The following is a 22,479-nucleotide window of genomic DNA, read 5'->3' as shown; positions in this document are numbered from 1 at the left end:
TGTGAGTCCATTTTCGTTCTCGGAGATCGGAGCGCTCAGGCTGGATCCCTGAGTTCGCAGCGGAAGTAGAGAATGCCGGCGGCCTCCTTCCAGACCGGGCGGTCGCCGACGGGCTCGGCCATCCGGGTGATGGGCAGGCCGGCCGCCACCAAAGTGTTCACGTACGTCGACAGCGTCCGGTGGTAGGAGACGCGTGGCAGGATCGCCCAGCGGGTCACGCTGTTGTACGGGCCCTCCTCGAAGTAGCGGCCGGTGATCCGCCTGGTGAAGCCATCGACGTGGTCGACCAGCTCCCCGTGAGCGGGCGGTTTGTAGCACGGGTGCACGATCGACGCCACGAACCACCCACCAGGCACCAGGATCCGAGCGATCGAGCGCAAAGCCGGCTCCAGCTCCGGGATGTCCATCAATGCCATGTGGCACACGACTCCGTCGAACGACGCGTCGGGAAGCCGGCGGAGATCGTGAGCATCCCCGTGGACGTATTCGATCCCGCGAGGAGTCTCCTGCTCGAGCCTGCGCGCGTGGGTGAGAAGCGACCCCGAGGCATCGATCCCCACCACCTCGGCCCCGAGATCCGCCAGGCGCCGCGCATCCCGCCCCTGCCCACACGCCACCGCGGCCACCCGCTGCCCCCGCACGTCCCCCACCAGCCCGTCGAACGTCGGATCCTCCAGCCCAGCTCCCTCGGGATCCACCGTGCCGTGGTACTCGTCCGCCAGCTGCTCATACTCGCTCGTGAGGTTGCTCATATTCCTACCAACGGCCCCGATCCCGCCGAAGTTTCCTGACGAAACCGGTTGCCAATGGCACGTATGCGCTCGGGAAGGCTCAGTACCAGCCAAATCGGCGACAGCCAGGTCCACTGGGAGTGGACCTGGCTGTCGTGTGCAGGCCGGCCGGCCTGGACGGGTGGGTCAGGCGATGTCGTAGCGGTCGAGCTCCATCACCTTGGTCCAGGCGGCGATGAAGTCCCGGACGAACTTCTCCCGGGCATCGTCGCTGGCGTAGACCTCGGCGAGGGCGCGCAGCTCGGAGTTGGAGCCGAAGACCAGGTCGACGCGGCTGCCGGTCCACTTGACCGCGCCGCTGGCGTCGCGGCCCTCGAAGGTCTCCGCGTCCTCGGACGTCGGCTTCCACGTCGTGCCCAGGTCGAGCAGGTTCGCGAAGAAGTCGTTCGTCAGCGACCCGGGCGTCGAGGTGAGGACGCCCAGCGACGACTGCTGGAAGTTCGCGCCCAGGACCCGCAGGCCGCCCACCAGCACGGTCAGCTCGGGCGCGCTCAGGGTCAGCAGGTTCGCGCGATCGATCAGCAGGTACTCAGCCGGCAGCCGGGTGCCCTTGCCGAGGTAGTTGCGGAACCCGTCGGCCACCGGCTCGAGCGCGGCGAAGGAGTCGGCGTCCGTCTGCTCCTGCGAGGCGTCCGTGCGACCCGGGGTGAAGGGCACCTGTACGTCGAAGCCGGCGGTCTTGGCGGCCTGCTCCACGGCAGCCCCACCAGCGAGCACGATGAGGTCGGCCAGCGAGATCTTCTTGCTCCCGGAGCTGTTGAAGGACTCCTGGATCCCCTCCAGCGTGCGCAGCACCTGCGCCAGGGCGTCAGGCTCGTTGACCTCCCAGCCCGACTGGGGCTCGAGGCGGAGGCGGGCACCGTTCGCCCCACCGCGCTTGTCACTGCCCCGGAACGTCGAGGCCGACGCCCAGGCGGTGGCGACGAGCTGCGAGACCGACAGCCCGGAGTCGAGGATCTGGCCCTTGAGCGCGGCGACGTCCTCGGCCCCGACCAGCTCGTGGTCGACCGCGGGCACCGGGTCCTGCCAGATCAGCGTCTCCTGCGGGACCAGCGGGCCGAGGTAGCGCTGGATCGGGCCCATGTCGCGGTGCGTCAGCTTGTACCAGGCCCGCGCGAACGCGTCCGCGAACTGGTCCGGGTTCTCGAGGAAGCGCCGCGAGATCTGCTCGTAGATCGGGTCGACCCGCAGCGCCAGGTCGGCCGTCAGCATCGACGGCGCCCGGTTCAGCGTGCCGTCCTCGGGGTCCGGGATGGTGTTCGCGCCGGCGTTGTCCTTCGGCTTCCACTGGTGCGCGCCGGCCGGGCTCTTGGTCAGCTCCCACTCGTGGCCGAAGAGGTTCTCGAAGAAGCTGTTGCTCCACCGCGTCGGCGTGGCAGTCCAGGTGACCTCGAGGCCGCTGGTGATCGCGTCCCGGCCCTTGCCGGTGCCGAAGCTGTTCTTCCAGCCGAGGCCCATCTCCTCGAGCGGCGCGCCCTCGGGCTCGGGTCCGACGTACTGCTCCGGGTCGGCCGCACCGTGGGTCTTGCCGAACGTGTGGCCACCGGCGATCAGCGCGACGGTCTCCTCGTCGTTCATCGCCATCCGGCCGAAGGTCTCGCGGATGTCGCGCGCCGAGGCCAGCGGGTCAGGGTTGCCGTTCGGGCCTTCCGGGTTCACGTAGATGAGACCCATCTGTACCGCGGCCAGCGGGTTCTCGAGCTCCCGGTCACCGGTGTAGCGCTCGTCGCCGAGCCAGGTGGTCTCCGGGCCCCAGTACACGTCCTCGTCGGGCTCCCAGACGTCCGGCCGGCCACCGGCGAAGCCGAACGTCTTGAAGCCCATCGTCTCCAGGGCGCGGTTGCCCGTGAAGATCATCAGGTCGGCCCACGAGATCGAGGCGCCGTACTTCTTCTTCACCGGCCACAGCAGCCGGCGCGCCTTGTCGAGGTTGCCGTTGTCCGGCCAGCTGTTCAGCGGGGCGAAGCGCTGCATGCCGGCGCCCGCGCCGCCGCGGCCGTCATGTATGCGGTAGGTACCCGCGCTGTGCCAGGCCATCCGGATCATGAACGGTCCGTAGTGGCCGAAGTCCGCGGGCCACCAGTCCTGCGACGTGGTCAGCACGTCGTCGACGTCGCGAGCCAGGGCGTCGAGGTCGACGGTGCCGAAGGCCGCCGCGTAGTCGAAGTCCTCGCCCATCGGGTTCGCCACCGCGGGGTGCTTGCGGAGGATCTTCAGGTTGAGCTGGTTCGGCCACCACTCACGATTGCTCCCACCCTCGGTCGGGTGCTTGAAATGCCCACCCGCGACCGGGCACTGGGCCTCGCTCTCCTCATTCATCTCTCCAACAACGGCGTCAGGCTTGTCAGACACGGGAAGACCTTCCGGAGACTAGGGGGTACTCAAGTACTGGATGCGGTGGAGCAGTCGGGGCAGCGGCCCCAGTAGACGACCTCGGCCTCGTCGATGGCGAAGCCGTGGTCGTCGGAGGCGGTCAGGCAGGGCGCGGAGCCGTGGGCACAGTCCACGTCGGCGATGGCACCGCAGGACCGGCACACGACGTGGTGGTGGTTGTCGCCGACCCGTGACTCGTACCGCGCCACGGACCCCGTCGGCTGGATGCGCCGCACCAGGCTCGCCGCGGTCAGCGCGCGGAGTACGTCGTAGACAGCCTGGTGGGAGACCTCGCCGAGATCCTCGCGCACGGCGCCGATGATCGAGTCCGTGTCGGCGTGCGGACGGTCGTGCACCGCGGCGAGCACGGCCACCCGGGGCCGCGTCACCCGCAGAGCGGCCCGCCGCAACATGCGCTCGTACTCCGACGGTGTTGGCACGCCCCGGAGTCTGTCGCATTTTCTGGAATCATTCAAGAACAAGCGTCGCGAGTCCTGTTGCCCGACGGGTGGAAGCACGTTGCCAGCGGCGGTTCGCAGTACTTAGCCTGCGACTGGAGCACGATGCCGAATCGCGATGCCGGAACGAGGTTGCTGGGTCGACGCAGCGAATGCGATTCGCTCGATCGGCTGCTCGTTGCCGCGCGCATCGGTCAGAGCCGGGTGCTGGTACTGCGCGGCGAGGCCGGCGTCGGTAAGACGGCCTTGCTGGAGTACTTGTCCGCTCGATCCCAGGGATTCCGGATCGTGCGCGTCGCGGGCGTCCAGTCCGAGATGGAGTTCGCCTTCGCCGGACTGCATCAGCTCTGCGCACCCCTCCTCGACCGGCTCGACCGCCTGCCCGCACCCCAGCAGGAGGCGCTCGCGGCCGCCTTCGGCCTGACCGCCGGCAAGCCGCCGGACCGGTCCCTCGTCGCGCTCGCGGTGCTCGGCCTGCTCGCCGAGGCGAGCGCCGATCAACCGCTGCTCTGTCTCGTCGATGATGCCCAGTGGATGGACGGGACCTCCTCGCAGGCCATCGGCTTCCTGGCGCGCCGTCTGGTGGCCGAGCCGATCGCCCTGGTGATCGTCGTTCGCGAGCCGAGCAGCGGTCCCGAGCTGGCGGAGCTGCCGGAGCTCAGGATGAGCGGCCTGGGCGACGCGGACGCGCGGACGTTGCTGGCGTCTGTGGTCAAGGGCCCCCTCGACGACCGCGTGCGCGACCGGATCGTCGCGGAGACCCGTGGCAACCCGCTCGCACTGGTCGAACTGCCCCGGGCATGGACCACCGCGGAGCTCGCGGACGGGTTCGGAGTACACGACAGGGCCGCGCTCTCCGGCCGGGTCGAGGAAGGGTTCCTCCGCCGGTTTCAACCTTTACCGTCCGACACCCGCCGGCTGCTGCTCACGGCAGCGGCCGAACCACTCGGCGACGCCACGCTGCTGTGGCGTGCGGCGGACCGGCTCGGGCTCGGGACCGACGCCGCCGCGTCGGCCGCGGCTGAGGCGTCAGGCTTGATCGAGCTCGGCCGGCGCGTCCGGTTCCGCCATCCACTCGTGCGCTCGGCCGTCTACGAGGCCGCGTCGCCGGAGGAGCGCCAGACCGTGCACCTGGCGCTCGCGGAGGTCACCGATCCGGACGCCGATCCCGACCGCCGCGCCTGGCATCTCGCGGCGGCCGCCCCGGGACCGGACGAGACGGTGGCCGCAGACCTCGAACGGTCGGCCGGTCGGGCGCAGGCGCGCGGCGGGTTCAGTGCCGCGGCCGCGTTCCTGCAGCGCGCGGTCACACTGACCCAGGAGCCCGTACTCCGCGCCGAGCGCGCCCTCGCCGCCGCGCAAGCGAGTCTTCAGGCCGGCGCGTTCCTCGAGGCTCTCCAGCTCCTGGAGGTGGCGGAGACAGGGGTCCTCGACGAGTTGGAGGGCGCCCGGGTCGACATGCTGCGCGGGGAGATCGCCTTCGCCTCCCGCGTCGGAGGCGACGCCACCCCGCTGCTGCTCAAAGCCGCCAAGCGACTGGAACCGCTCGACCTCGACCTGGCACGGGAGGTGTACCTGAACTCGTGGGGCGCCGCCGTGCTCGCGGGCTCTGCGAGCCAGCTGCGGGAAGTCTCCGCGGCCGCGCGGGCACTTCCACCGAGACCCGGGGATCAGCAGCCGACCGACCTGCTCCTGGACGGTCTTGCGAGTCTGACCATCGAAGGGCAGAGCGCCGCGGCACCGGTGCTGCTGCGGGCATCGAGCGCCTTCGCCGACGGAGAGGTGTCTCTCGAAGAAGGGCTGCGGTGGGGATGGCTGGCCGCACCGGCCGGTATGGCCATCTGGGACGTCCGCGCCTGGCAGGCGATCTACGAACGGCAGATCCAGGTCGCCAGAGACACCGGCGCACTCGAACAGTTGCCGATCTACCTGGCCTCGCTGGGCACGGCGACCGCCTGGAGCGGCGACTTCCGGGCAGCCGAGGACCTGATCGCCGAAGCCGACCAGTTCGCCGCAGCCACCGGCACGCCCGCCGCGCCCTTCGCCGCGCTCCTGCTGCTGGCCCTCCGAGGCTGGGAGCCCGACGCCTCCGCCCTGATCCAGGCCACCATCGACCAAGCCACGGACGGCGGGCCGGGAGTCGTGCTCACCCGCGCGAACTGGGTCGCTGCCGTCCTGTACAACGGCCTCGGCCGGTACGACGACGCGCTGGCGGCTGCCGAGCGAGCCGCGTCGGACGAGGTCGAGCTGTTCTCCTCGATGTGGGCGCTGCCCGAACTGGTCGAAGCGGCGGTGCACAGCCGCAGGTTCGGGGTCGCCCGGGCCGCGCTGGACCGGCTGACTTCGACGACGCGGCCGGCGGGCACCGACTTCGGCCTCGGGTTGGAGGCGCGGTCGCGGGCCTTGCTCAGCGACGGCGACACAGCCGAAGACCTGTACATCGAGGCGATCGACCGGCTGAGCCGCACCCACCCCCGCCCGGAGGTCGCCCGTGCGCACCTGCTCTACGGCGAGTGGCTCCGCCGCGAGGGCCGTCGCGTCGATGCCCGCGAGCGGCTGCGGATCGCGTACGACCTGCTCACCACGATCGGCATGGAGGCGTTCGCCGAGCGGGCGCGCCGCGAACTGCTGGCCACTGGCGAGACGGTCCGCAAACGGACCCGCGAGACGAAGAACCAGCTGACCGCGCAGGAGTCGCAGATCGCCCGGCTGGCCCGCGACGGTTTCTCGAACCCGGAGATCGCGACCCGGCTGTTCATCAGCCCCCGCACTGTCGAGTGGCACCTGCGCAAGGTCTTCACCAAACTCGGTATCCGCTCCCGCCGGGACCTGACCGACGCCACCTTGGACAACGGACCGGGATGACTGGCGCTACGGGAGGTGTGGGGTGGCGGACGGGGTGATGGTCGTGCGCAGGCGTACGGCGTCCTGGCCGGGCGGGGCGCCGAAGAGGCGGCGGTATTCGCGGTTGAACTGGGAGGGGCTGTCGTAGCCGACGAGATGCCCGACGCCGGCGATGTCTCCCGCGCGGGAGACCAGCAACGAGCGCGCCTCCTGGAGCCGGATGCGCTTCTGGAACTGCAGGGGGCTCATCGCGGTGACGGCGCGAAAGTGGCGGTGGAACGCGGAGGTGCTCATCCCGGTCAGCCGGGCGAGGTCCTCGACCCGCATCGGTTCGGCGTAGTTGTCGCGGATCCAACGGAACGCCCGGCTGAGGTAGGACAGGCTGCTGTCCGCCAGGCCGATCTGCCGGACTATCCCGCCGTGCGGGCCGGTGAGCAGCCTCCAGAGGATCTCCTGCTCCACCAGCGGAGCCAGGACGGCCGCGTCCGCCGGGTGATCGAGCAGCCGCAGCATGCGGGTCACCGCGTCGAGCAGGTCGGGGTCGGCGTCGCCGGTCGCCATCGCGGGCAGATCCGCCGTACTGCGGGACCAGCGGCCTGCCGGTGCCTCCAGCAACAACCTTGCGATGACGGCCGGACGCAGTACCAGGCCGATACCCAAAGCGGGGACCTGCGGGCTGGCGTCGAGGAAGTGACCCGTGACGGGCAGGTCGGCGGTGACCACGAGGCATTGGCCGGCTCGGTACTCGTACACCTGGTCGCCGAGCAGCAGGCGTTTGCCGCCCTGGGCCATGACGACCAGCAGCGGCTCGGTGAGCGAGTAGTCCGGCTCAACGGTCTCCACCTTGGACAGCAGCAGTCCGTCGATCGACGTCCCCAGATCCGATCGGGCGTGGGTCGCGATGATGCCCCTGAGCTCGGCCAGCAGGTCGATGGTGGTGTTCACATCCTCAGCGAAGCAGCCGCGGTCATCGCACGCAACTCGATCGACGCGAGGTCGGCAGGATTGTGCAAGAGGTGAGCTCGATCGGTCTACCTCGGATCCGGTGCCTCGCGATTCGATGGTGGTGACCGTTTCCAGCACTGATCGGAGCCATCTCATGTCACTCGACCACTACGTCACGCTCGGCCGGTCCGGCCTGCGGGTCAGCCCGTTCGCGCTCGGCGCGATGACCTTCGGCGAGGATCCCGGCGCCGCCGGGACCAGCGTCGAGGAGTCGGAGAAGATCCTGGCCACCTACCTGGATCTCGGCGGGAACTTCGTCGACACCGCGAACTTCTACACCAACGGGCACTCGGAGAAGATCCTCGGCGACTGGTTCGCCGCCCACCCCGGCCGGCGCGAGCACGTGGTCCTGGCATCGAAGTTCTTCGGCAATCTCTTCCCCGGCGATCCCAACGGCGGCGGTGCCGGCCGCTCCGCGATCATCGCCCAGCTCGACGAGAGCCTCCGCCGCCTGCAGACCGACTATCTCGACCTGTACTGGTTGCACAATTGGGACAGGCACACCCCGATCGAGGAGACTGTGCGCACCCTCGACGATCTGGTCCGGGCGGGCAAGATCCGCTACATCGGCTTCTCCAACACCCCAGCCTGGTTCACCGCCCAGGCTCAGACCACGGCGCTGTTGAAGAGCTGGACCCCGTTGAGCGCGCTGCAGGTCGAGTACTCGCTCCTCGCCCGCACAGTGGAGGGTGAACTCGCGCCGCTGGCACTGGACCAAGGCATGGCGCTGGTCCCGTGGAGTCCGCTCAAGAACGGCTTCCTATCCGGCAAGTACCGGCGGGACACCCAGGTCACCGACTCAGCCCGTACTGCGTTCGTCGGCGGGCCGAGCGACGACGAGTTCACCGTCATCGACGCCGTCGCCGCGGTGGCCGGGGAACTCGGGACCACCGCCGCGGCCGTGTCCCTGGCCTGGTTGCGCGCCCGCCGCGGCACCGTCGTACCGATCATCGGCGCGCGACGCCTCGAGCACCTGCAGACCAATGTCGCCGCGCTGGACGTGGAGCTCAGCACTGAACAGCTTCAGCGGCTGGACGAGGTCTCCGCCCCGACGTTGAACTACCCGGCACCGATGCACGGCGCGCAGAACTCGATGCTGCAGTTCGCGGGTGCCACGGTCGACGGCGAGCCTTCGGAGGTGTACCCGCCGTTGCTGCAAAGCGATGTCCGCTACTGAGACCGCTCTGCGGTGGTCTGCTTCGCGGCGGCTCGGCGGTACTCGTAGACCGGGCGGTAACGGTCGTAGAGCATCGTCAGGATGCTGAACAGGAAGACGAAGAACAAGGTGTCGACCAGCCGGAGGTCGCCACCTCCCGGTTACCTGAGCGTAGACCGGACGTGACCGCTACTGCTGGAGCACGTTCGGGCGAGTCAGCGCCCAGATGATCCACACGTCGAGCGCGATCACCAGCAACGACCAGAACGGCGCGTACGGGATGAAGAAGAAGTTGTCGATCGCGCTCAGCACCGTGACGATCAGCGCGACCACGCGTGCCCAGCTCGCCCTGACGAGCAGGCCGATGCCGGCGCCCACGACGACGAGGCCCAGGATCAGGTGGATCCAGCCCCAGGCGGTGATGTCGAGGTCGAACGCATAGCCTCGGACGACGACGAAGTACTCGTCGTTGATCAGCGCGGCGAGTCCGGCGATCACCTGGAACAGGCCGTTCATCAGCAGCATGGCGGCGGCGAACACGACGCCGCCCACCGCCCAGTCCGAGACGGGCTGCCGCCCGGTGGTTTGGTTCTGAGTCATTGTCCGGCCTCCCGGTCCAGCGCCTCGACTCGATGTCGAGCGCGCACCCGAACCTAGGACCCGCTCAGCGGACACACATCACCCTATTCGGACGACCCTCGGCGCTCAGGCGACCAGGCGTCCCTCCACCAGGACGATGCGCGGCCTCGTGGGTTCAGCGGGGGCGGCGGGGCTTACCCCGTTTGGCGGACTTGGGGGCGCCGGACAGTCTGCGCTTGCCGGGAGCGGGCTTTCGCCCCTCCGACTCGGGGCGCTTGCGCTTGGGCTGGGGTGGAGTCGGCTGGTCCCGCGAACTGTTGACGGTGCGGCCGCGAACGATCCCGATGAACTGCTCCATCAGGTCGGTGGTCTGGTCCTCCAGCCAGGTCAGCGCGACGCGCGACTGCGGCGCGTCCGTGATCGGCCGATAGGTGAGGTCCTTACGGTGATGCAGCCGGGCGAGTGACTGCGGGACGACGAGCACCCCGGCTCCCGCCGCCACCAGTTCGATGGCGGCCGCGGTCGTGGCGGGACGGTCGAACGCCGGTTGCCCGGGCAACTGGTCCCACTCCAGGGAGTCGTCGAGCGGGTGCAGCACGAACTCGTCCGCGAGGTCGTCCGCGGTGACCTCCTCGGCCGCGGTCACGAGGTGGTCCTTCGGCACCACGACCACCGTCGTCTCGGTGTAGAGCGGGATCGCGCTCAGCCCCGTCCGGTCGATCGGCAACCGCACCAGCCCGGCATCGGCGCCACCCGCCCGTACGACGTCGGCCGCCTCGGGCGCGGTCACCCCGATCAGGGTCAGCGGCACCTTGGGCAGCCGCTCGTTCCAGGTCCGCACCCACTTGGCCGGCGTGACGCCCGGGACGTACGCGAGCCGGAAGGAGGGCCGTTCGTCCGGGGCTGTCACCGGGCCAGGCTATCCGGCGTGGTCGGGAGCCCGGCTCTCAGTCGATACCCTGGGCGGTATGACGTCGCACAAGACCACCCAGACGATGAAGCCCGCGACCGCGGCGAAGAAGCTGGGTGTGTACCTCGAGGCCACCCCAGCGGAGTTCCAGGAGGGTGTCGTCTCGCGCGACGAGCTGAACGCCCTGCAGGCCGACCCGCCCGAGTGGCTGCGGGAGCTCCGCCGTACCGGCCCGCACCCTCGCCCGGTGGTCGCCGCAAGGCTGGGAATCTCCATCTCCGGCCTGGCCCGCGGCGGTATCACCGAGCCCCTCACCACGGAGCAGATCCAGGCTTTGCGGGCGGAAGACCCCGAGTGGCTGCAGCGCGAGCGGGCCACCCAGGCCGAGGTCCAGAAGGAAGCCGAGCGCCTGAAGTCCACCGACCGCTGACCGCGACCCTCGACACCACCCGCCGGCCTCTCGGCCGTCGTACCGACCGGTTGACGATTACCGTCGGAGGATGAATCGCGACAAGGAGAAGAGCCGGCAGCCCGTCAAGCGGGTGCCGAAGAAGCTGTACGAGCGGGAGCTGATCCGCCTGCAGGCAGAGCTGGTCAAGCTGCAGGAGTGGGTCCGGGTCGAGGGCGCGCGGGTCGTGGTGGTCTTCGAAGGTCGCGACGCGGCCGGTAAGGGCAGCACGATCAAGCGGGTCACGGAGTTCCTCAACCCCCGCGTCGCCCGGATCGTGGCCCTGCCGGCGCCCACCGAGCGGCAGCGCACCCAGTGGTACTTCCAGCGCTACATCGAGCACCTTCCGGCGGCCGGCGAGATCGTGCTGTTCGACCGCAGCTGGTACAACCGCGCCGGGGTCGAACGGGTGATGAACTTCTGCACGAACCAGGAGTACAGCCGGTTCCTGCACCAGTCCCCGATCTTCGAGCGGCTACTGGTCGAGGACGGCGTGCTGCTGCGCAAGTACTGGTTCTCCGTCAGCGACAACGAGCAGGAGAACCGCTTCCGCAAACGCCTCGAGGACCCGATGCGCCGCTGGAAACTCTCGCCGATGGACCTGGAGTCGATCGCCCGCTGGGAGGACTACTCCCGCGCCAAGGACGAGATGTTCGTGCACACCGACATCCCCGAGGCCCCGTGGTACGTCGTCGAGAGCGAGGACAAGCGCGCCGCGCGGATCAACATGATCGCCCACCTGCTCGCGACCGTCCCGTACTTCGAGGTCCAGCGCCCGCCGCTCGCGCTCCCGCCCCGGCCCCCGTCGAAAGGCTACGAACGCACCCCGCGTGACATGCAGACCCAGGTCCCCGACCACGCCGCCCAGCTGTCCGGCTGACCCTTCACAACTGGGCGGTAAGCGCGCAGTCTGGGGAGGGGGCAAGGACCCTGGCAGCCGCCGTCCTCCCCTGCCGGACCGTTGCCCGGCCACCGATTTGACGGGAGGGCCACAGTGACCAGCCTCGACGAACGCCGCTCGGCGACGATCGGTCCGTCCCTGACGGTCCCCCGGCGTCGCCTCGGTGTGGTGGCCGTGCGGCTGCTCACCACGACCGATCACAAGGTGATCGGTCAGCTGTACCTGATCACCTCGTTCGCGTTCTTCCTGGCCGCCGGCGTGATGGCGCTGCTGATCCGCGCCGAGCTCGCCAAGCCGGGTCTGCAGATCGTGAACGAAGAGGTCTACAACCAGCTCTTCACCATGCACGGCACGATCATGCTGCTGCTGTTCGCGACGCCGCTGTTCGTCGGGTTCGCCAACGTGATCATGCCGGTGCAGATCGGCGCCCCCGATGTGGCGTTCCCGCGGCTCAACATGTTCAGCTTCTGGCTGTTCCTGTTCGGTGGACTCATGGCGCTGGCCGGCTTCCTGACGCCCGGTGGCGCCGCCGACTTCGGCTGGACGGCGTACTCGCCTCTGTCGAACGGGGTTCGCTCGCCGGGCGTCGGCGGTGACCTTTGGATCATGGGTCTGTGGATGGCCGGTCTGGGCACCATCCTGGGTGCGGTCAACTTCGTCACCACGATCATCACCATGCGGGCTCCCGGCATGACGATGTTCCGGCTGCCCATCTTCGTGTGGAACACCCTGATCACGTCGCTGCTCGTACTGATCGCGTTCCCGATCTTGGCCGGCGCCCTGCTGATGCTGGAGGCCGATCGCGCCCTGGGCGCGCACGTGTACGACGCGGCCAACGGCGGCGCACTGCTGTGGCAACACCTGTTCTGGTTCTTCGGCCATCCCGAGGTCTACATCATCGCGCTGCCATTCTTCGGCATCATCACCGAGGTCCTGCCGGTCTTCAGCCGCAAACCGATCTTCGGCTACATCGGCCTGGTCGCCGCGACGCTGGCCATCGGCGCGCTCTCCATCGCCGTGTGGGCGCACCACATGTTCGCCACCGGCGGAGTGAACCTGCCGTTCTTCTCCTTCATGTCATTCCTGATCGCGGTGCCGACCGGGGTGAAGTTCTTCAACTGGATCGGCACGATGTGGGGCGGTTCCCTCTCCTTCGAAACGCCCATGTTGTGGGCCGTGGGGTTCCTCACGACGTTCCTGTTCGGCGGACTCACCGGCGTGATCCTCGCGTCACCCCCGCTGGACTACCAGGTCACCGACACGTACTTCGTGGTCGCGCACTTCCACTACGTCGTCTTCGGGACCGTGGTGTTCGCAATGTTCGCGGGCTTCTACTTCTGGTGGCCGAAGATGACCGGCCGGATGCTCGACGAGCGACTCGGCAAACTCCACTTCTGGTTGCTGTTCATCGGCTTCCACACCACCTTCCTCGTCCAGCACTGGCTCGGTGTGGAAGGCATGCCGCGCCGCTACGCGACGTACGGGGCCAACGAGGGCTTCACCACGCTCAACCAGGTGTCCAGCGTCGGGGCGTTCATCCTCGGGCTGTCGATGTTGCCGTTCTTCTACAACGTCTACAAGTCCCGTAGATCGCCGCTGGTCGGGGTCGACGACCCGTGGGGTTGGGGCCGGTCGCTGGAGTGGGCCACTTCGTCCCCGCCGCCGCGGCACAACTTCGTCACCCTGCCGCGGATCCGGTCCGAGAGCCCGGCGTTCGACCTGCACCACCCGGAGATCGCGCTGTCGGAGTACCCCGACAGCGGTGCGTCGAAGGACAACCTGCTCGACGCCGGCGAGGACCAGGGCCGGGTCGACAACCTGCGCCAGAACGAGGACCCGGACAACACCTGACCGCGTCACACCCTGACCGGCCCGGCGTTTCGGCGCCGGAGAGGTACTGCCCGGTCACGCGCCGTAGAAAAGTTACGCAATTGCGGTGACTATGGGAACGAACTACCACCGCCCTGGAGGTTCCCGGATGTTTCCGCCCGTTTCATCTGTCCGAGGGGCCTGCCGCCATGCGCATTTCTGAAGGTGAGGCCCATGAGACCGATCAGTCGTCGAACCCTTGTCCTCGGTGGACTAGCGGCGGCCGGTGCCACCGCACTGCCCGCCCACTCCAGCATCATCACCGCTACCGCAGCAGTTCCGTACCCGTTCCAGCTCGGCGTCGCCTCGGGTGAACCCGATGCGAGCAGTGTCGTGCTGTGGACCCGGCTGGCCCCTTCGCCACTCAACGCCGACGGCCAAGGTGGCATGGCCAACACCAACGTCACCGTCGACTGGCAGGTGTCGACGAACGACCGCTTCACCACGCTTGTCACGCAGGGACAGGTGACGGCGACCTATGGGGCCGCCCACTCCGTGCACGTGGTCGCGAACGGCCTCAACCCCGACTCGGACTACTACTACCGCTTCCGCGCCCAGGGTCACCTCTCCTCCGTCGGCCGGACCCGCACCGCTCCGGCCAACGGCACCAACGGCCGAGATCTCGTAATGGCCTTCACCTCGTGCGCGCACTACGAGGAGGGCTACTACACCGCGTACCGCCGGATGGCCGAGGACAACCCTGGCCTGATCCTCTTCCTGGGCGACTACATCTACGAGTACCCGGCCACGGCGGGCCGCACGCGACTCCACCTGGGTGCCACGGAGATCGTGTCGCTCGCGGACTACCGCCGCCGCTACGCGCAGTACAAGTCGGACCCGGATCTGCAGGCCGCGCACGCGGTCGCGCCGTGGATCGTCGTACCGGACGACCACGAGGTGGAGAACAACTACGCCAACATGGTGCGGGCGGACAGCACCCCGTCGCTGACCACGGCCCAGTGGACCGCCCGGCGGACCGCCGCCTACCAGGCGTACTACGAGAACATGCCGCTGCGGCCGGCGCAGGCCAACAACGGCAACAGCATCCCGCTGTACCGCAGGCTCGGGTGGGGAAACCTCGCCACCTTCCACATGCTCGACACCCGGCAGTACCGCAACGACCAGGCGTGTGGCGACGGCTGGAAGATCTGCTCGGACGCGGATCTGGCGTCCCGCAGCCTGCCCGGCAACGCCCAGGAGACCTGGCTGCTCGACGGACTCGCCCAGCACTCCGGCACCTGGGACATCATCGGCCAGCAGGTGTTCTTCGCGCGGCGGTTCAACTCGACCGGCGCGAGCATGGACTCGTGGGACGGCTACCGCGCCTCTCGGGCCCGGATCCAGCAGGGCTGGGTCGACCGCGCCACTCGGAACCCCGTGGTCCTCACCGGTGATGTCCACCGCGCCTGGGCGAGCAACCTGGTTGCCGACTACAACAATCCTGCCTCGGCCGTCATCGGCAGCGAGCTGGTGACCAGCTCGGTCACCTCCAGCGGTGACGGCGACGGTGCCACCGCGATCCCCGACGTCGGCACCAACCCTTGGCTGAAGTTCTACAACAACCGGCGCGGCTACGTCCGGACGACGATCAGCCCGACGCAGCTGCGGGCCGACTTCCGGGCCGTGGCGAAGGTCTCGGAGCACGACGCCGCGGCGTCCACGGTGAAGTCGTTCGTGATCGAAGAGGGCCGACCCGGCCTTCAGGCCGTGTGAGGGGACCGAACATGAAGAAGCTCTTCGCCATTGGCGCTGCCGCGTCGTCCTTGTTGTTCAGCGCAACCATCGCCACCCCGGCCCAGGCCGCCGTGGCGACGCCGACCTGGCTGACCGCGAACAGTGTGGCCACCGGGGACCAGGACGTTCCCTCGATCGCGACCAACCGCAACGGCTATGTCGCCGTGGTGTGGGAGGACGACCGGGACACCACCGCCGCGACCGACAACGCCCACAGCGACATCTTCCTCCGGTTGTTCCGCAACGGCACGGCGGTCTACGAGAAGAAGCTGTCCACCGGCGGCAGCAGCGGCGTCACCAACTGGCGCCACCTCCACCCGGACGTCGGTCTCGACGACAGGGGCAACGCCGTCGTGGTCTGGGCCGACGACCCGGACGGCAACGGCTACCACAACGTCCCGTACCGGGTGGTGAACACCGCGGGCACCGTCACCGCCTCGGGCAACGCGAACAACAGCTCGACCGGTCAGCAGATCAACCCGCGGGTGGCCGTCGATCCGGACGGCGCGCCGGCCGGTGGAGCGGTCGCCTTCTCCGTGGTGTGGGAGGACATCCAGACCGGAGCCCAGCCGCTGATCAAGGCGGCCGGGTTCACGGGCCCGACGACCCGGGCATGGCAGGTGACCGCTTCGCAAACCACCGGTCAGCACCACAACCCGGATGTCGCGGTGTCCGCCTCCGGCGACGCGATCGTCGTCTGGGACGAGGACGGCGACGCCAACGCGTCGTACAACATCGGTCTGGTCGGCTTGGCCCGGACCAACGGCGCGGTCACCCTGGCCCGCCGTACGGCGAACTCCAACGGTGGCGGGCAGCAGACGCACGCCTCCGTGGCGGCGAACTTCAACGGCGACTTCGCCGTCGCCTGGGAGTCCGACCACACTGGTACTGCGGGGGCATGGACCCGCACCTTCGACGGGGCGGGCAATCCGCGCTTCGCGGACGTGCAGGTCGCTGCCGGGGGCAAGGACCCGGATGTCGGTATCGATGACCAGAGCAACAGCGTCGTGGGGTGGACGGTCCAGGCCACCGACCTCGACGTCTGGGTCCGCGGGTTCGGCACCGACGGGACGGACACCGGCCGGTTGTCGGCGCAGCAACTCAGCCAGGTCGCCGTCGGCCGGCAGGAGCAGCTGGCGGTCGCGGTGTCTCCGTGGTCCGAGGTGGCCGTCGCCTACACCGACGACAACGACGGCAACACGTTCGACCAGGTGATCCTCGGCCTGGACATCTCCAACAACAGCTGGTGACGCGGGCGCCCGGGGTCGGACCAGCCGATCCCGGGCTCCTTCACGTCAGCGCCGCTCTTCCAAGCCAGCGGCCACTCGGGTCAGCGCGTGACACCCGCGAGGTGCTCGGCGATGCGCAGGGAGCCGGCCAGGATGGTCAGCACCGGGTTCACCCCGCCGTTCGTCACGTGCACCGAGCCGTCGACGATCCGGACGTTCTCGTGCCCCCAGACCCGGCCGTACGGATCCGTGACCGAGCGCGCCGGATCGGCCCCCATCCGGCACGTTCCGGCTTGATGCTGGCCGACATTGGCCCGCCGCAGGGTACCGGCGCCGCCGACCGCAGTACGGGCTGCCCCGGCCTCGACCAGCCACTGCCTGGCCTTCTCGCTCATGAAAGCCTGCGTGCGGACGTCCTCGGGGTGGATCGAGCCGCTGATTCTCACCACCGGGTTGCCGAACCGGTCGATGACATCCGGATCGACCCGCACCCTGGACTCCGCCGACGTGACCTCCTGGATCGGACCGACCACCCGCAACGTCCGGAGCGCTTCACGCCGCATCGCCTGCTTCCCGGCCGCTCCGGCTGGTGGGATCAGGCCTGCCCCGGTCAGATAGTCGTACGTCGATGCCGGGGTGGCGACGAACTCGTTGGCCAGCATCCCGCCACCCACGATCCCGTCGTTGCCGTGCCGGAAGTCGCAGGTCGCGATCGACACCCCCGGGCCGAGCAGGTCGACCACCTCATCGTCGAACACTCCGGCCGCACCGGCGTACACGTGCGCTTGGAGGTACCTGCCGACCTGGTCGCGATTGTTGCCGAGTCCCCGTGGTTCGTGGTCGTGCGCGCTGTTGAGCAACAGTCGCGGGGTCTCGGTGGCACCGGCAGCGACGACGACCTCAGCGCAGTCGACCGTACGACGCCAGATCCGGCCGTCGGCGTCGGCGGCGACCAGGGCCACGCCAGTGACTCGACCCCGGGCATCGGTGACGAGTCGTTCGGCTGTTGTCTCGGTGACCAGCGTGCAGCGACCGGTCGCCAGTGCCGCCGGCAACGCCGTGTTGTGGGTGCCGGCCTTGGCGTCCACCGGGCAGGCGAAACCAACGCACTGTCCGCAACGCACGCACCCGGACCGCCCCTGGTAGTCGACCGAGTTGATGAGCAGCGGTACGTCGAGGGTGCCCCAACCCAGTCGATCGGCCGCATCCGCCAGCCGCTGCGCGGGACCGGATCTCGGCAATGGCGGCATCGGCAGCGGGATCGAGCGCGACTCGTGCCACGGGTCAACCCCACCACCGCTCACCCCGAACCGCTGCTCGGCCAGGCTGTAGTACGGCTCCAGGTCGGCGTACGTGATCGGCCAGTCCGCGAGCGCGCTGCCCTCGGGGACGCCGTAGGTGCTCGCCATGGTGAAGTCCCGCGGCGCGAACCGCCAGGCCTGCGCGCCGTACACCCGGGTGCCGCCGCCGACAGTGAACGCGTTGTTGCCCCAGCCGCCATCGGGTGGCAGGACAACCTGCGCCTCGCCGTCGACGACGGAGACCCTCGGGCGTCCCTGCGGATCCGGGTCGGTGAAGGCCGGCAGGCCAACCGTGGACCGAGGGTTGCGCAGGTGATCACGGGTCAGCGATTCCGTGGATGGGTAGCGGCCGGTCTCCACCACCAGCACCGACCGGCCCGATTCGGCGATCACCTGGGCTGCCGCTCCCCCGCCGGCGCCCGATCCGATGATCACGCAGTCGTAGCGGCCCTCCAGCGCATACCGTGGGGTGACGGTCAGTTCGGTCTGGGTCGTCTCCCAGGTCCCGGCCGCGTCCGGCCGCCAGCCCACCATCGCCCACGCCGGCGGCTGCTCGCCGTACGGGCTGTGGCCGTCGCCGGAGTAGAAGCCCTGCGCCACCAGGCGGACGAGCCAGGCCCCGTCGGAGTCGGCGAGCACGGCGTCGAGGTCGGGTTCGGCACCGGCCACCTCCAACGCCCGAAGAACCCGGGGCCGCCAGTCAGGCCGGTCCTCGGCGACAACCCGCTCGACGAACGCCACCGCACCGACGTCGGCCGCCGACGGGAACTCGTCACGTGGCACCGCCAAGTCCGCCAGCCGTCCAAGGATCAACCGTTCCTGTGCACTGAGCGAGTAGGCGCCCTGCTCTTCCATGCATCCGTCCCTTCGCCGGGCCTCGCGGCCCTCGCCGACAACCGCGGGCAAGCCTGCCACTACCCCTCGGTTGAGTCCTCAACTAGTGTTGAAACTGAAACGACGAGGGAAAGTTGAGGACATGGCGATCTTCCGGTTGAACCATGCGGTGCTGTACGTACGCGACCTGGCCGAGAGCGTCGCCTTCTACCGCGACGTGCTCGGGTTCGGGTACACCGACGGCGGGGACTCCTTCCAGGGAGCCGCGTTCCTGCGCGCGCCGGGATCAACCAACGACCACGACCTCGGGCTGTTCGAGCTCGGCGCCCAGGCCGGGCCGTCCGGGGCCGGCCGGACCACCGTCGGGCTCTACCACCTGGCCTGGGAGGTGGACACCCTCGGCGACCTCGAGGACCTGGCGAAGACGCTGAGCGACGCGGGCGCCCTGGTCGGGGCGTCGGACCACGGCACCACCAAGTCCCTCTACGGCAAGGATCCGAGCGGCCTGGAGTTCGAGATCGTCTGGATCATCCCTGCCGACCTGCTCACCGACGAGGATCGCCAGAAGGCGGGCGTCGCGCCGTTGGACCTCGCCGCCGAGCTCGCGAAGTACGGCCGCGACGCCCGCAGCGGCGTCGGCATCTCCCGCATCCTGAGCTGACCGACCGACGCCTCCTGCCCCACCCCGCCGCCTCGCCTGACCTCACGTGACCTGCCACCTGCAACCGTCTCGGCCTCTCCGTGCCTACAGTCCCGGTCCCCAGCATTCTCGTTGGGTCCACAGGGTGGCGTCGGCTGTGGACAACTTGGCCGTATCCAGAGGTCGCGTCTAGTTTCGGTCAATGTTCGGAGTCCCTTGTAAATAAGGGCCTTCCGGACCGGAAACTGTCGGAGGGGGCATCTAGGGTCTCGGGTATGGAGATTCTGGGCGAGCGGCTGGTGTGGTCGATGAGCGACAGCGAACAGCTGTCCACTCTCGACGCGGTCCACGCCGATTGGCTGGCTGCGCAGATGGGCCGTATCCATTCGCTCGACTGGCACGGCTCGGCTCACGAGGCTACCGACGTCGTGCCCTTCTACCACCGGGTCGACGTCGGCTGGCCGGCGCTGGTGGACGTGGCCGAGCGTGGCGAAGTCAGCTGGGCGTCGACTCTGCGCGGCTAGTGCCGAGGCTGTGCGAGCTGACGGAGTTGGTGAACGGCGCCGATCGGCGAGCAGGTCTGCTGTCACCGGGATCTGAAGACCACGAACGTACTGCGGGCGCTCGACGGCAAGGTTGACGCCTCCGGCCGTTCAGCGCACTGGCTCGTCGACTGGGACAACGTCGGTCGGCTGACACCGTGGCGGGAGCTCGGATCTGTGCTGCTGCCGCATGCCAACGAGAACAACGTGCGCCAGATCGTCGACGCCTACCGCTCGACCGGCGGCACCGCCCGGATCGACGGCCCGGAGAGCTTCGGTACCGGCCTGGCGATCGCCCTCAACTTCCTCCACGGCCAGGCGAACTCGTCCATGAACGAGGACCGGACGACTCCCACCGCCGGTTCGCAGCAGCCCAGGTGCCCCCACTGCTGAAGTCTCTTCCCGACCTGGCGTCCCTCGAGCAAGCATTCAGCCAACACGCTGGTAGTGGGCCAGGGGTGTCTGGAGCCGTGCAGTCACGGCGCCCCCAGCGCGCGCTGCCCGGAGTGCTCAGCAGCCCGCCAGCTCCGTCACAGCGGCGGCAGGCAGTTGCGTCCTGCGCCTGGCTGCGCAGGTGGTTGCCGCTAGCATCGAACCCGCCGGGAACGCGACCGCCGGACGCGCCCCGCCTGGGCAGTTGCGGCCAGCACACCTTCCCAGCTCAGCCGGCTGGCCCGCACCGCCGGGCCGACCGCAGATGTCGAGCCCGCCGCCTCCCCTGCCTCGCCCCCATCTCGCCCCGACCCGTCTCGCCCGATCCCGCCCCGCCCCGCCTCGCCCCCGTCTCGCCCGATCCCGCCTCGCCCCCATCGGCTCCATCTCGCCTCGGCTGATCCCGCTCCACACTGCCAGCCCACCTCACCTCACGGCCTGACTCGCCGTGACCTGCCACCGCCTCGCGTTCTCCGGGCCTAGGGTCCCGTTCCGCCCAGCCTTCGCGCGGGTTCACAGTTGGCGTCGGGTTGTGGACAACTCGTCTGTATCCGGAGTGTCGGCACAATTTCGGTCAATCTTCGGAATCCCTTACAAATAAGGGCCTTCCGGACCAGAAACTGTCGGCGGCGGCATCTAGAGTCTCTGGTATGGAGATTCTGGGCGAGCGGCCGGTGTGGTCGATGAGTGACAGCGAACAGCTGTCGACTCTCGACGCGGTCCACGCCGAGATCTCCCGGCTGCAGACCTACCGCCTGCAGGTCCTGGCCGCCTACGACGCGACCGGCCACGCCGCCACCCTCGGCGCCGGCGACACCGCCCGCCTCCTCGCGTTCCGGCACCGTCTCGACCCCGGCGTGATCAAGCGCGACCTGGCCCTGGCCAAGGCGCTGCGCAAGTACCCCGCCATCACCAACGCCCTCCCACCCACCGGCGTCGGGGATCCGGCAGACGCCAACGACGACGAGCCGGCCAGCGACCCAGGTGGTGAGCCGGGCGTGGAGGCCGGAGCCGATGCGGTGGTGTTGTCTCCGGCGCAGGCCGCGGCGATCGTGGCCGAACTGGAGAACGTGCCCAAGACCGTCGCGGTCGAGGACCTGGCCGTGGCCGAACAACAACTCGTCGCCCTGGGCCGCCACTTCAACCCGTCGGAACTGCGCAAAGCGGCCCGCCGGGTCCGCGACCTCCTCGACGCCGACGGGCCGGCACCCGAAGAGGACAAGGCCTACGCCCGCGAAGAGTTGCGGCTGCGGCCCGCCGACCGGGGCGTCAAGTTCAGCGGCTACCTGGCCAACGAGAACGCCGAACTGTTCCAAGCCCTGATCCTGTCCGGTTCGAAGCCGCGTAAGACCGTCACCGGTGAACTGGACCCGCGCTCACCGGACAAACGCCGCGCCGACGCCCTCACCGACGTCCTCAACGTCGCCTCCAACGCCATCACCGTGGCCACCCCAACCGACCAGACCGGCAACGCAGCCAGTGGTGCCGCCGCGACTGGTGCCGCGGTGGCCGGGCACGGCCCGAAAGCACACATCACGATCACCATCGACCTCAAAGACCTCACCGACGCCGGCGCCCACGCGGTCGGCACCCTGGTCCACGGCGAAGGACTGTCCGCGGGCGCGATCCGGCGGCTGGCGTGCGAGGCGCAGATCATCCCGATCGTGCTCGGCGCCAACTCCGAACCCCTCGACGTCGCCATGGCCCAACGCTTCGTCAACCGCGCCATCCGCCGCGCCCTCAACGCCCGCGACAAAGGCTGCGTCGTGTGCAAGGCCCCACCGATCTTCTGCGACGCCCACCACCTGATCTCCTGGATCGACAACGGCCCCACCGCCCTGACCAACCTGGTCCTGCTCTGCCGCCGCCACCACATCGACACCCACCACGGCCACTGGACCATCACCCTCCACCACGGCACCGTCACCGTCGCCCGCCCCGCCTGGGCCGAACCAAACCCCACCCGAACCCGCTACCGCACCCCCACCAGCAGTCACCGCGACCGCGGACTGGCGGACAGCCCTGCCCGGAGCCGCACCCACGACCCGGCATGCACCACGACCGGGAACACCGCGGTGGCACAGTTCGACCCCTGGGCAGACACCGACCCACCCGACCCAGCCTCCGGCGACCACACCCGTCCACCCGGCGATCCGACCCGAGGTCAGACGGCGCTGCACCATGCGAACAACCCGGCACCGGCCACCACGGACGTGGACCGGCGCCACACCGACAACCCGCCACGAATCACCGCAGCTGGCCAGGATCGGGATCGTACCGATTGCCCGACACGAGCGGTCGCCGCCGACGCTGACGCCCAGTTCGATCCGTGGGCCGACCACCGAATCCCGATCGGCAAGCCTGGATAGACCGCCGCTGAGAACGTCGAGCCGCGGTTCAACCCGTGCCCCTGGCGCGATAGTCCGCGGTCAC

18 protein-coding genes are annotated in these 22,479 nt (G+C 69.3%); 11 read left to right on the top strand and 7 right to left on the bottom strand.

Annotated features, from left to right (window positions below; translation table 11 throughout):
• Positions 1-35: 35 nt before the first annotated feature.
• The 3 genes from EV648_RS25330 to EV648_RS25320 all read right to left on the bottom strand — a co-directional run bounded on the left by EV648_RS25330 (position 36) and on the right by EV648_RS25320 (position 3,577).
• Positions 36-752, bottom strand: a complete 717-nt coding sequence (locus tag EV648_RS25330; protein WP_132296594.1) for a class I SAM-dependent methyltransferase — start codon at positions 750-752, stop codon at positions 36-38.
• Positions 753-917: 165 nt separating this feature from the next.
• Complete coding sequence (katG, locus tag EV648_RS25325) at positions 918-3,110, bottom strand: catalase/peroxidase HPI (protein WP_199234816.1); 2,193 nt, start codon at positions 3,108-3,110, stop codon at positions 918-920.
• 62 nt (positions 3,111-3,172) lie between these two features.
• Positions 3,173-3,577: a Fur family transcriptional regulator gene (locus EV648_RS25320; RefSeq protein ID WP_305000062.1), complete on the bottom strand. Its 405-nt coding sequence runs from the start codon at positions 3,575-3,577 to the stop codon at positions 3,173-3,175.
• Positions 3,578-3,727: 150 nt separating this feature from the next.
• On the opposite strand from EV648_RS25320, the gene EV648_RS25315 reads away from it, so the two are divergent.
• Positions 3,728-6,487 (top strand): LuxR family transcriptional regulator, encoded by a 2,760-nt coding sequence (locus tag EV648_RS25315; RefSeq protein WP_132296588.1) that lies wholly within the window; start codon positions 3,728-3,730, stop codon positions 6,485-6,487.
• Positions 6,488-6,493: 6 nt separating this feature from the next.
• Here EV648_RS25315 and EV648_RS25310 read toward each other — a convergent pair whose 3' ends face one another.
• The gene (locus tag EV648_RS25310; protein ID WP_241995581.1) at positions 6,494-7,411 is read right to left on the bottom strand and encodes an AraC family transcriptional regulator; all 918 of its coding nucleotides are present in this window, start codon (positions 7,409-7,411) and stop codon (positions 6,494-6,496) included.
• Between the two features lie 154 nt (positions 7,412-7,565).
• Between EV648_RS25310 and EV648_RS25305 the strand changes: the two genes are divergently transcribed.
• A complete protein-coding gene (locus EV648_RS25305; RefSeq protein ID WP_132296585.1) occupies positions 7,566-8,648 on the top strand; it encodes an aldo/keto reductase in 1,083 nt (360 codons plus the stop codon).
• 168 nt (positions 8,649-8,816) lie between these two features.
• Here EV648_RS25305 and EV648_RS25300 read toward each other — a convergent pair whose 3' ends face one another.
• Together EV648_RS25300 and EV648_RS25295 are read right to left on the bottom strand one after the other, a co-directional pair.
• On the bottom strand, positions 8,817-9,227 hold the full coding sequence (locus EV648_RS25300; protein WP_132296582.1) for a hypothetical protein: 411 nt from the start codon (positions 9,225-9,227) through the stop codon (positions 8,817-8,819).
• Between the two features lie 154 nt (positions 9,228-9,381).
• Entirely contained in the window at positions 9,382-10,116 is a 735-nt protein-coding gene (locus EV648_RS25295) for a LysR family transcriptional regulator substrate-binding protein (RefSeq protein WP_132296579.1), read from the bottom strand.
• A gap of 58 nt (positions 10,117-10,174) precedes the next feature.
• On the opposite strand from EV648_RS25295, the gene EV648_RS25290 reads away from it, so the two are divergent.
• The 5 genes from EV648_RS25290 (at position 10,175) to EV648_RS25270 (ending at position 16,318) form a co-directional block, all read left to right on the top strand.
• Positions 10,175-10,546, top strand: coding sequence for a DUF5997 family protein (locus tag EV648_RS25290; protein ID WP_132296576.1), 372 nt, complete (start codon positions 10,175-10,177; stop codon positions 10,544-10,546).
• A gap of 70 nt (positions 10,547-10,616) precedes the next feature.
• A complete protein-coding gene (gene ppk2 / locus EV648_RS25285) occupies positions 10,617-11,444 on the top strand; it encodes a polyphosphate kinase 2 (protein WP_132296573.1) in 828 nt (275 codons plus the stop codon).
• Between the two features lie 114 nt (positions 11,445-11,558).
• Entirely contained in the window at positions 11,559-13,316 is a 1,758-nt protein-coding gene (ctaD, locus tag EV648_RS25280; protein ID WP_132296570.1) for a cytochrome c oxidase subunit I, read from the top strand.
• 192 nt (positions 13,317-13,508) lie between these two features.
• The gene (locus EV648_RS25275; RefSeq protein ID WP_132296567.1) at positions 13,509-15,047 is read left to right on the top strand and encodes an alkaline phosphatase; all 1,539 of its coding nucleotides are present in this window, start codon (positions 13,509-13,511) and stop codon (positions 15,045-15,047) included.
• 11 nt (positions 15,048-15,058) lie between these two features.
• Positions 15,059-16,318 (top strand): hypothetical protein, encoded by a 1,260-nt coding sequence (locus EV648_RS25270; RefSeq protein ID WP_132296564.1) that lies wholly within the window; start codon positions 15,059-15,061, stop codon positions 16,316-16,318.
• 80 nt (positions 16,319-16,398) lie between these two features.
• Here the strand turns inward: EV648_RS25270 and EV648_RS25265 are convergent, their stop codons facing one another.
• Positions 16,399-18,453, bottom strand: coding sequence for a GMC oxidoreductase (locus EV648_RS25265; RefSeq protein WP_132296561.1), 2,055 nt, complete (start codon positions 18,451-18,453; stop codon positions 16,399-16,401).
• A 121-nt stretch (positions 18,454-18,574) separates the two neighbouring features.
• Between EV648_RS25265 and EV648_RS25260 the strand changes: the two genes are divergently transcribed.
• The 4 genes from EV648_RS25260 to EV648_RS25245 all read left to right on the top strand — a co-directional run bounded on the left by EV648_RS25260 (position 18,575) and on the right by EV648_RS25245 (position 22,415).
• Positions 18,575-19,093, top strand: a complete 519-nt coding sequence (locus EV648_RS25260; protein WP_132296558.1) for a VOC family protein — start codon at positions 18,575-18,577, stop codon at positions 19,091-19,093.
• Between the two features lie 254 nt (positions 19,094-19,347).
• Entirely contained in the window at positions 19,348-19,596 is a 249-nt protein-coding gene (locus EV648_RS25255) for a hypothetical protein (protein WP_132296555.1), read from the top strand.
• A gap of 195 nt (positions 19,597-19,791) precedes the next feature.
• Entirely contained in the window at positions 19,792-20,007 is a 216-nt protein-coding gene (locus tag EV648_RS25250) for a hypothetical protein (protein ID WP_132296552.1), read from the top strand.
• A 689-nt stretch (positions 20,008-20,696) separates the two neighbouring features.
• Positions 20,697-22,415 (top strand): HNH endonuclease signature motif containing protein, encoded by a 1,719-nt coding sequence (locus tag EV648_RS25245; protein WP_132296549.1) that lies wholly within the window; start codon positions 20,697-20,699, stop codon positions 22,413-22,415.
• Positions 22,416-22,479: the final 64 nt, after the last annotated feature.

Source organism: Kribbella sp. VKM Ac-2568, assembly GCF_004345365.1.
GTDB lineage: Bacteria > Actinomycetota > Actinomycetes > Propionibacteriales > Kribbellaceae > Kribbella > Kribbella orskensis.
Note: the sequence above shows the minus strand (reverse complement) of the source record. Positions and strands in the feature narration are given on the sequence as shown.

Coding starts and splice junctions, on each gene's coding strand:
- EV648_RS25265 (WP_132296561.1), bottom strand. CDS start 18,453: ATGGAAGAGCAGGGCGCCTACTCGCTCAGTGCACAGGAACGGTTGATC.
- EV648_RS25275 (WP_132296567.1), top strand. CDS start 13,509: ATGAGACCGATCAGTCGTCGAACCCTTGTCCTCGGTGGACTAGCGGCG.
- EV648_RS25270 (WP_132296564.1), top strand. CDS start 15,059: ATGAAGAAGCTCTTCGCCATTGGCGCTGCCGCGTCGTCCTTGTTGTTC.
- EV648_RS25260 (WP_132296558.1), top strand. CDS start 18,575: ATGGCGATCTTCCGGTTGAACCATGCGGTGCTGTACGTACGCGACCTG.
- ppk2 (WP_132296573.1), top strand. CDS start 10,617: ATGAATCGCGACAAGGAGAAGAGCCGGCAGCCCGTCAAGCGGGTGCCG.
- EV648_RS25320 (WP_305000062.1), bottom strand. CDS start 3,577: ATGTTGCGGCGGGCCGCTCTGCGGGTGACGCGGCCCCGGGTGGCCGTG.
- EV648_RS25330 (WP_132296594.1), bottom strand. CDS start 752: ATGAGCAACCTCACGAGCGAGTATGAGCAGCTGGCGGACGAGTACCAC.
- EV648_RS25255 (WP_132296555.1), top strand. CDS start 19,348: ATGGAGATTCTGGGCGAGCGGCTGGTGTGGTCGATGAGCGACAGCGAA.
- EV648_RS25245 (WP_132296549.1), top strand. CDS start 20,697: ATGGAGATTCTGGGCGAGCGGCCGGTGTGGTCGATGAGTGACAGCGAA.
- EV648_RS25315 (WP_132296588.1), top strand. CDS start 3,728: ATGCCGAATCGCGATGCCGGAACGAGGTTGCTGGGTCGACGCAGCGAA.
- EV648_RS25290 (WP_132296576.1), top strand. CDS start 10,175: ATGACGTCGCACAAGACCACCCAGACGATGAAGCCCGCGACCGCGGCG.
- EV648_RS25300 (WP_132296582.1), bottom strand. CDS start 9,227: ATGACTCAGAACCAAACCACCGGGCGGCAGCCCGTCTCGGACTGGGCG.
- EV648_RS25305 (WP_132296585.1), top strand. CDS start 7,566: ATGTCACTCGACCACTACGTCACGCTCGGCCGGTCCGGCCTGCGGGTC.
- katG (WP_199234816.1), bottom strand. CDS start 3,110: ATGAATGAGGAGAGCGAGGCCCAGTGCCCGGTCGCGGGTGGGCATTTC.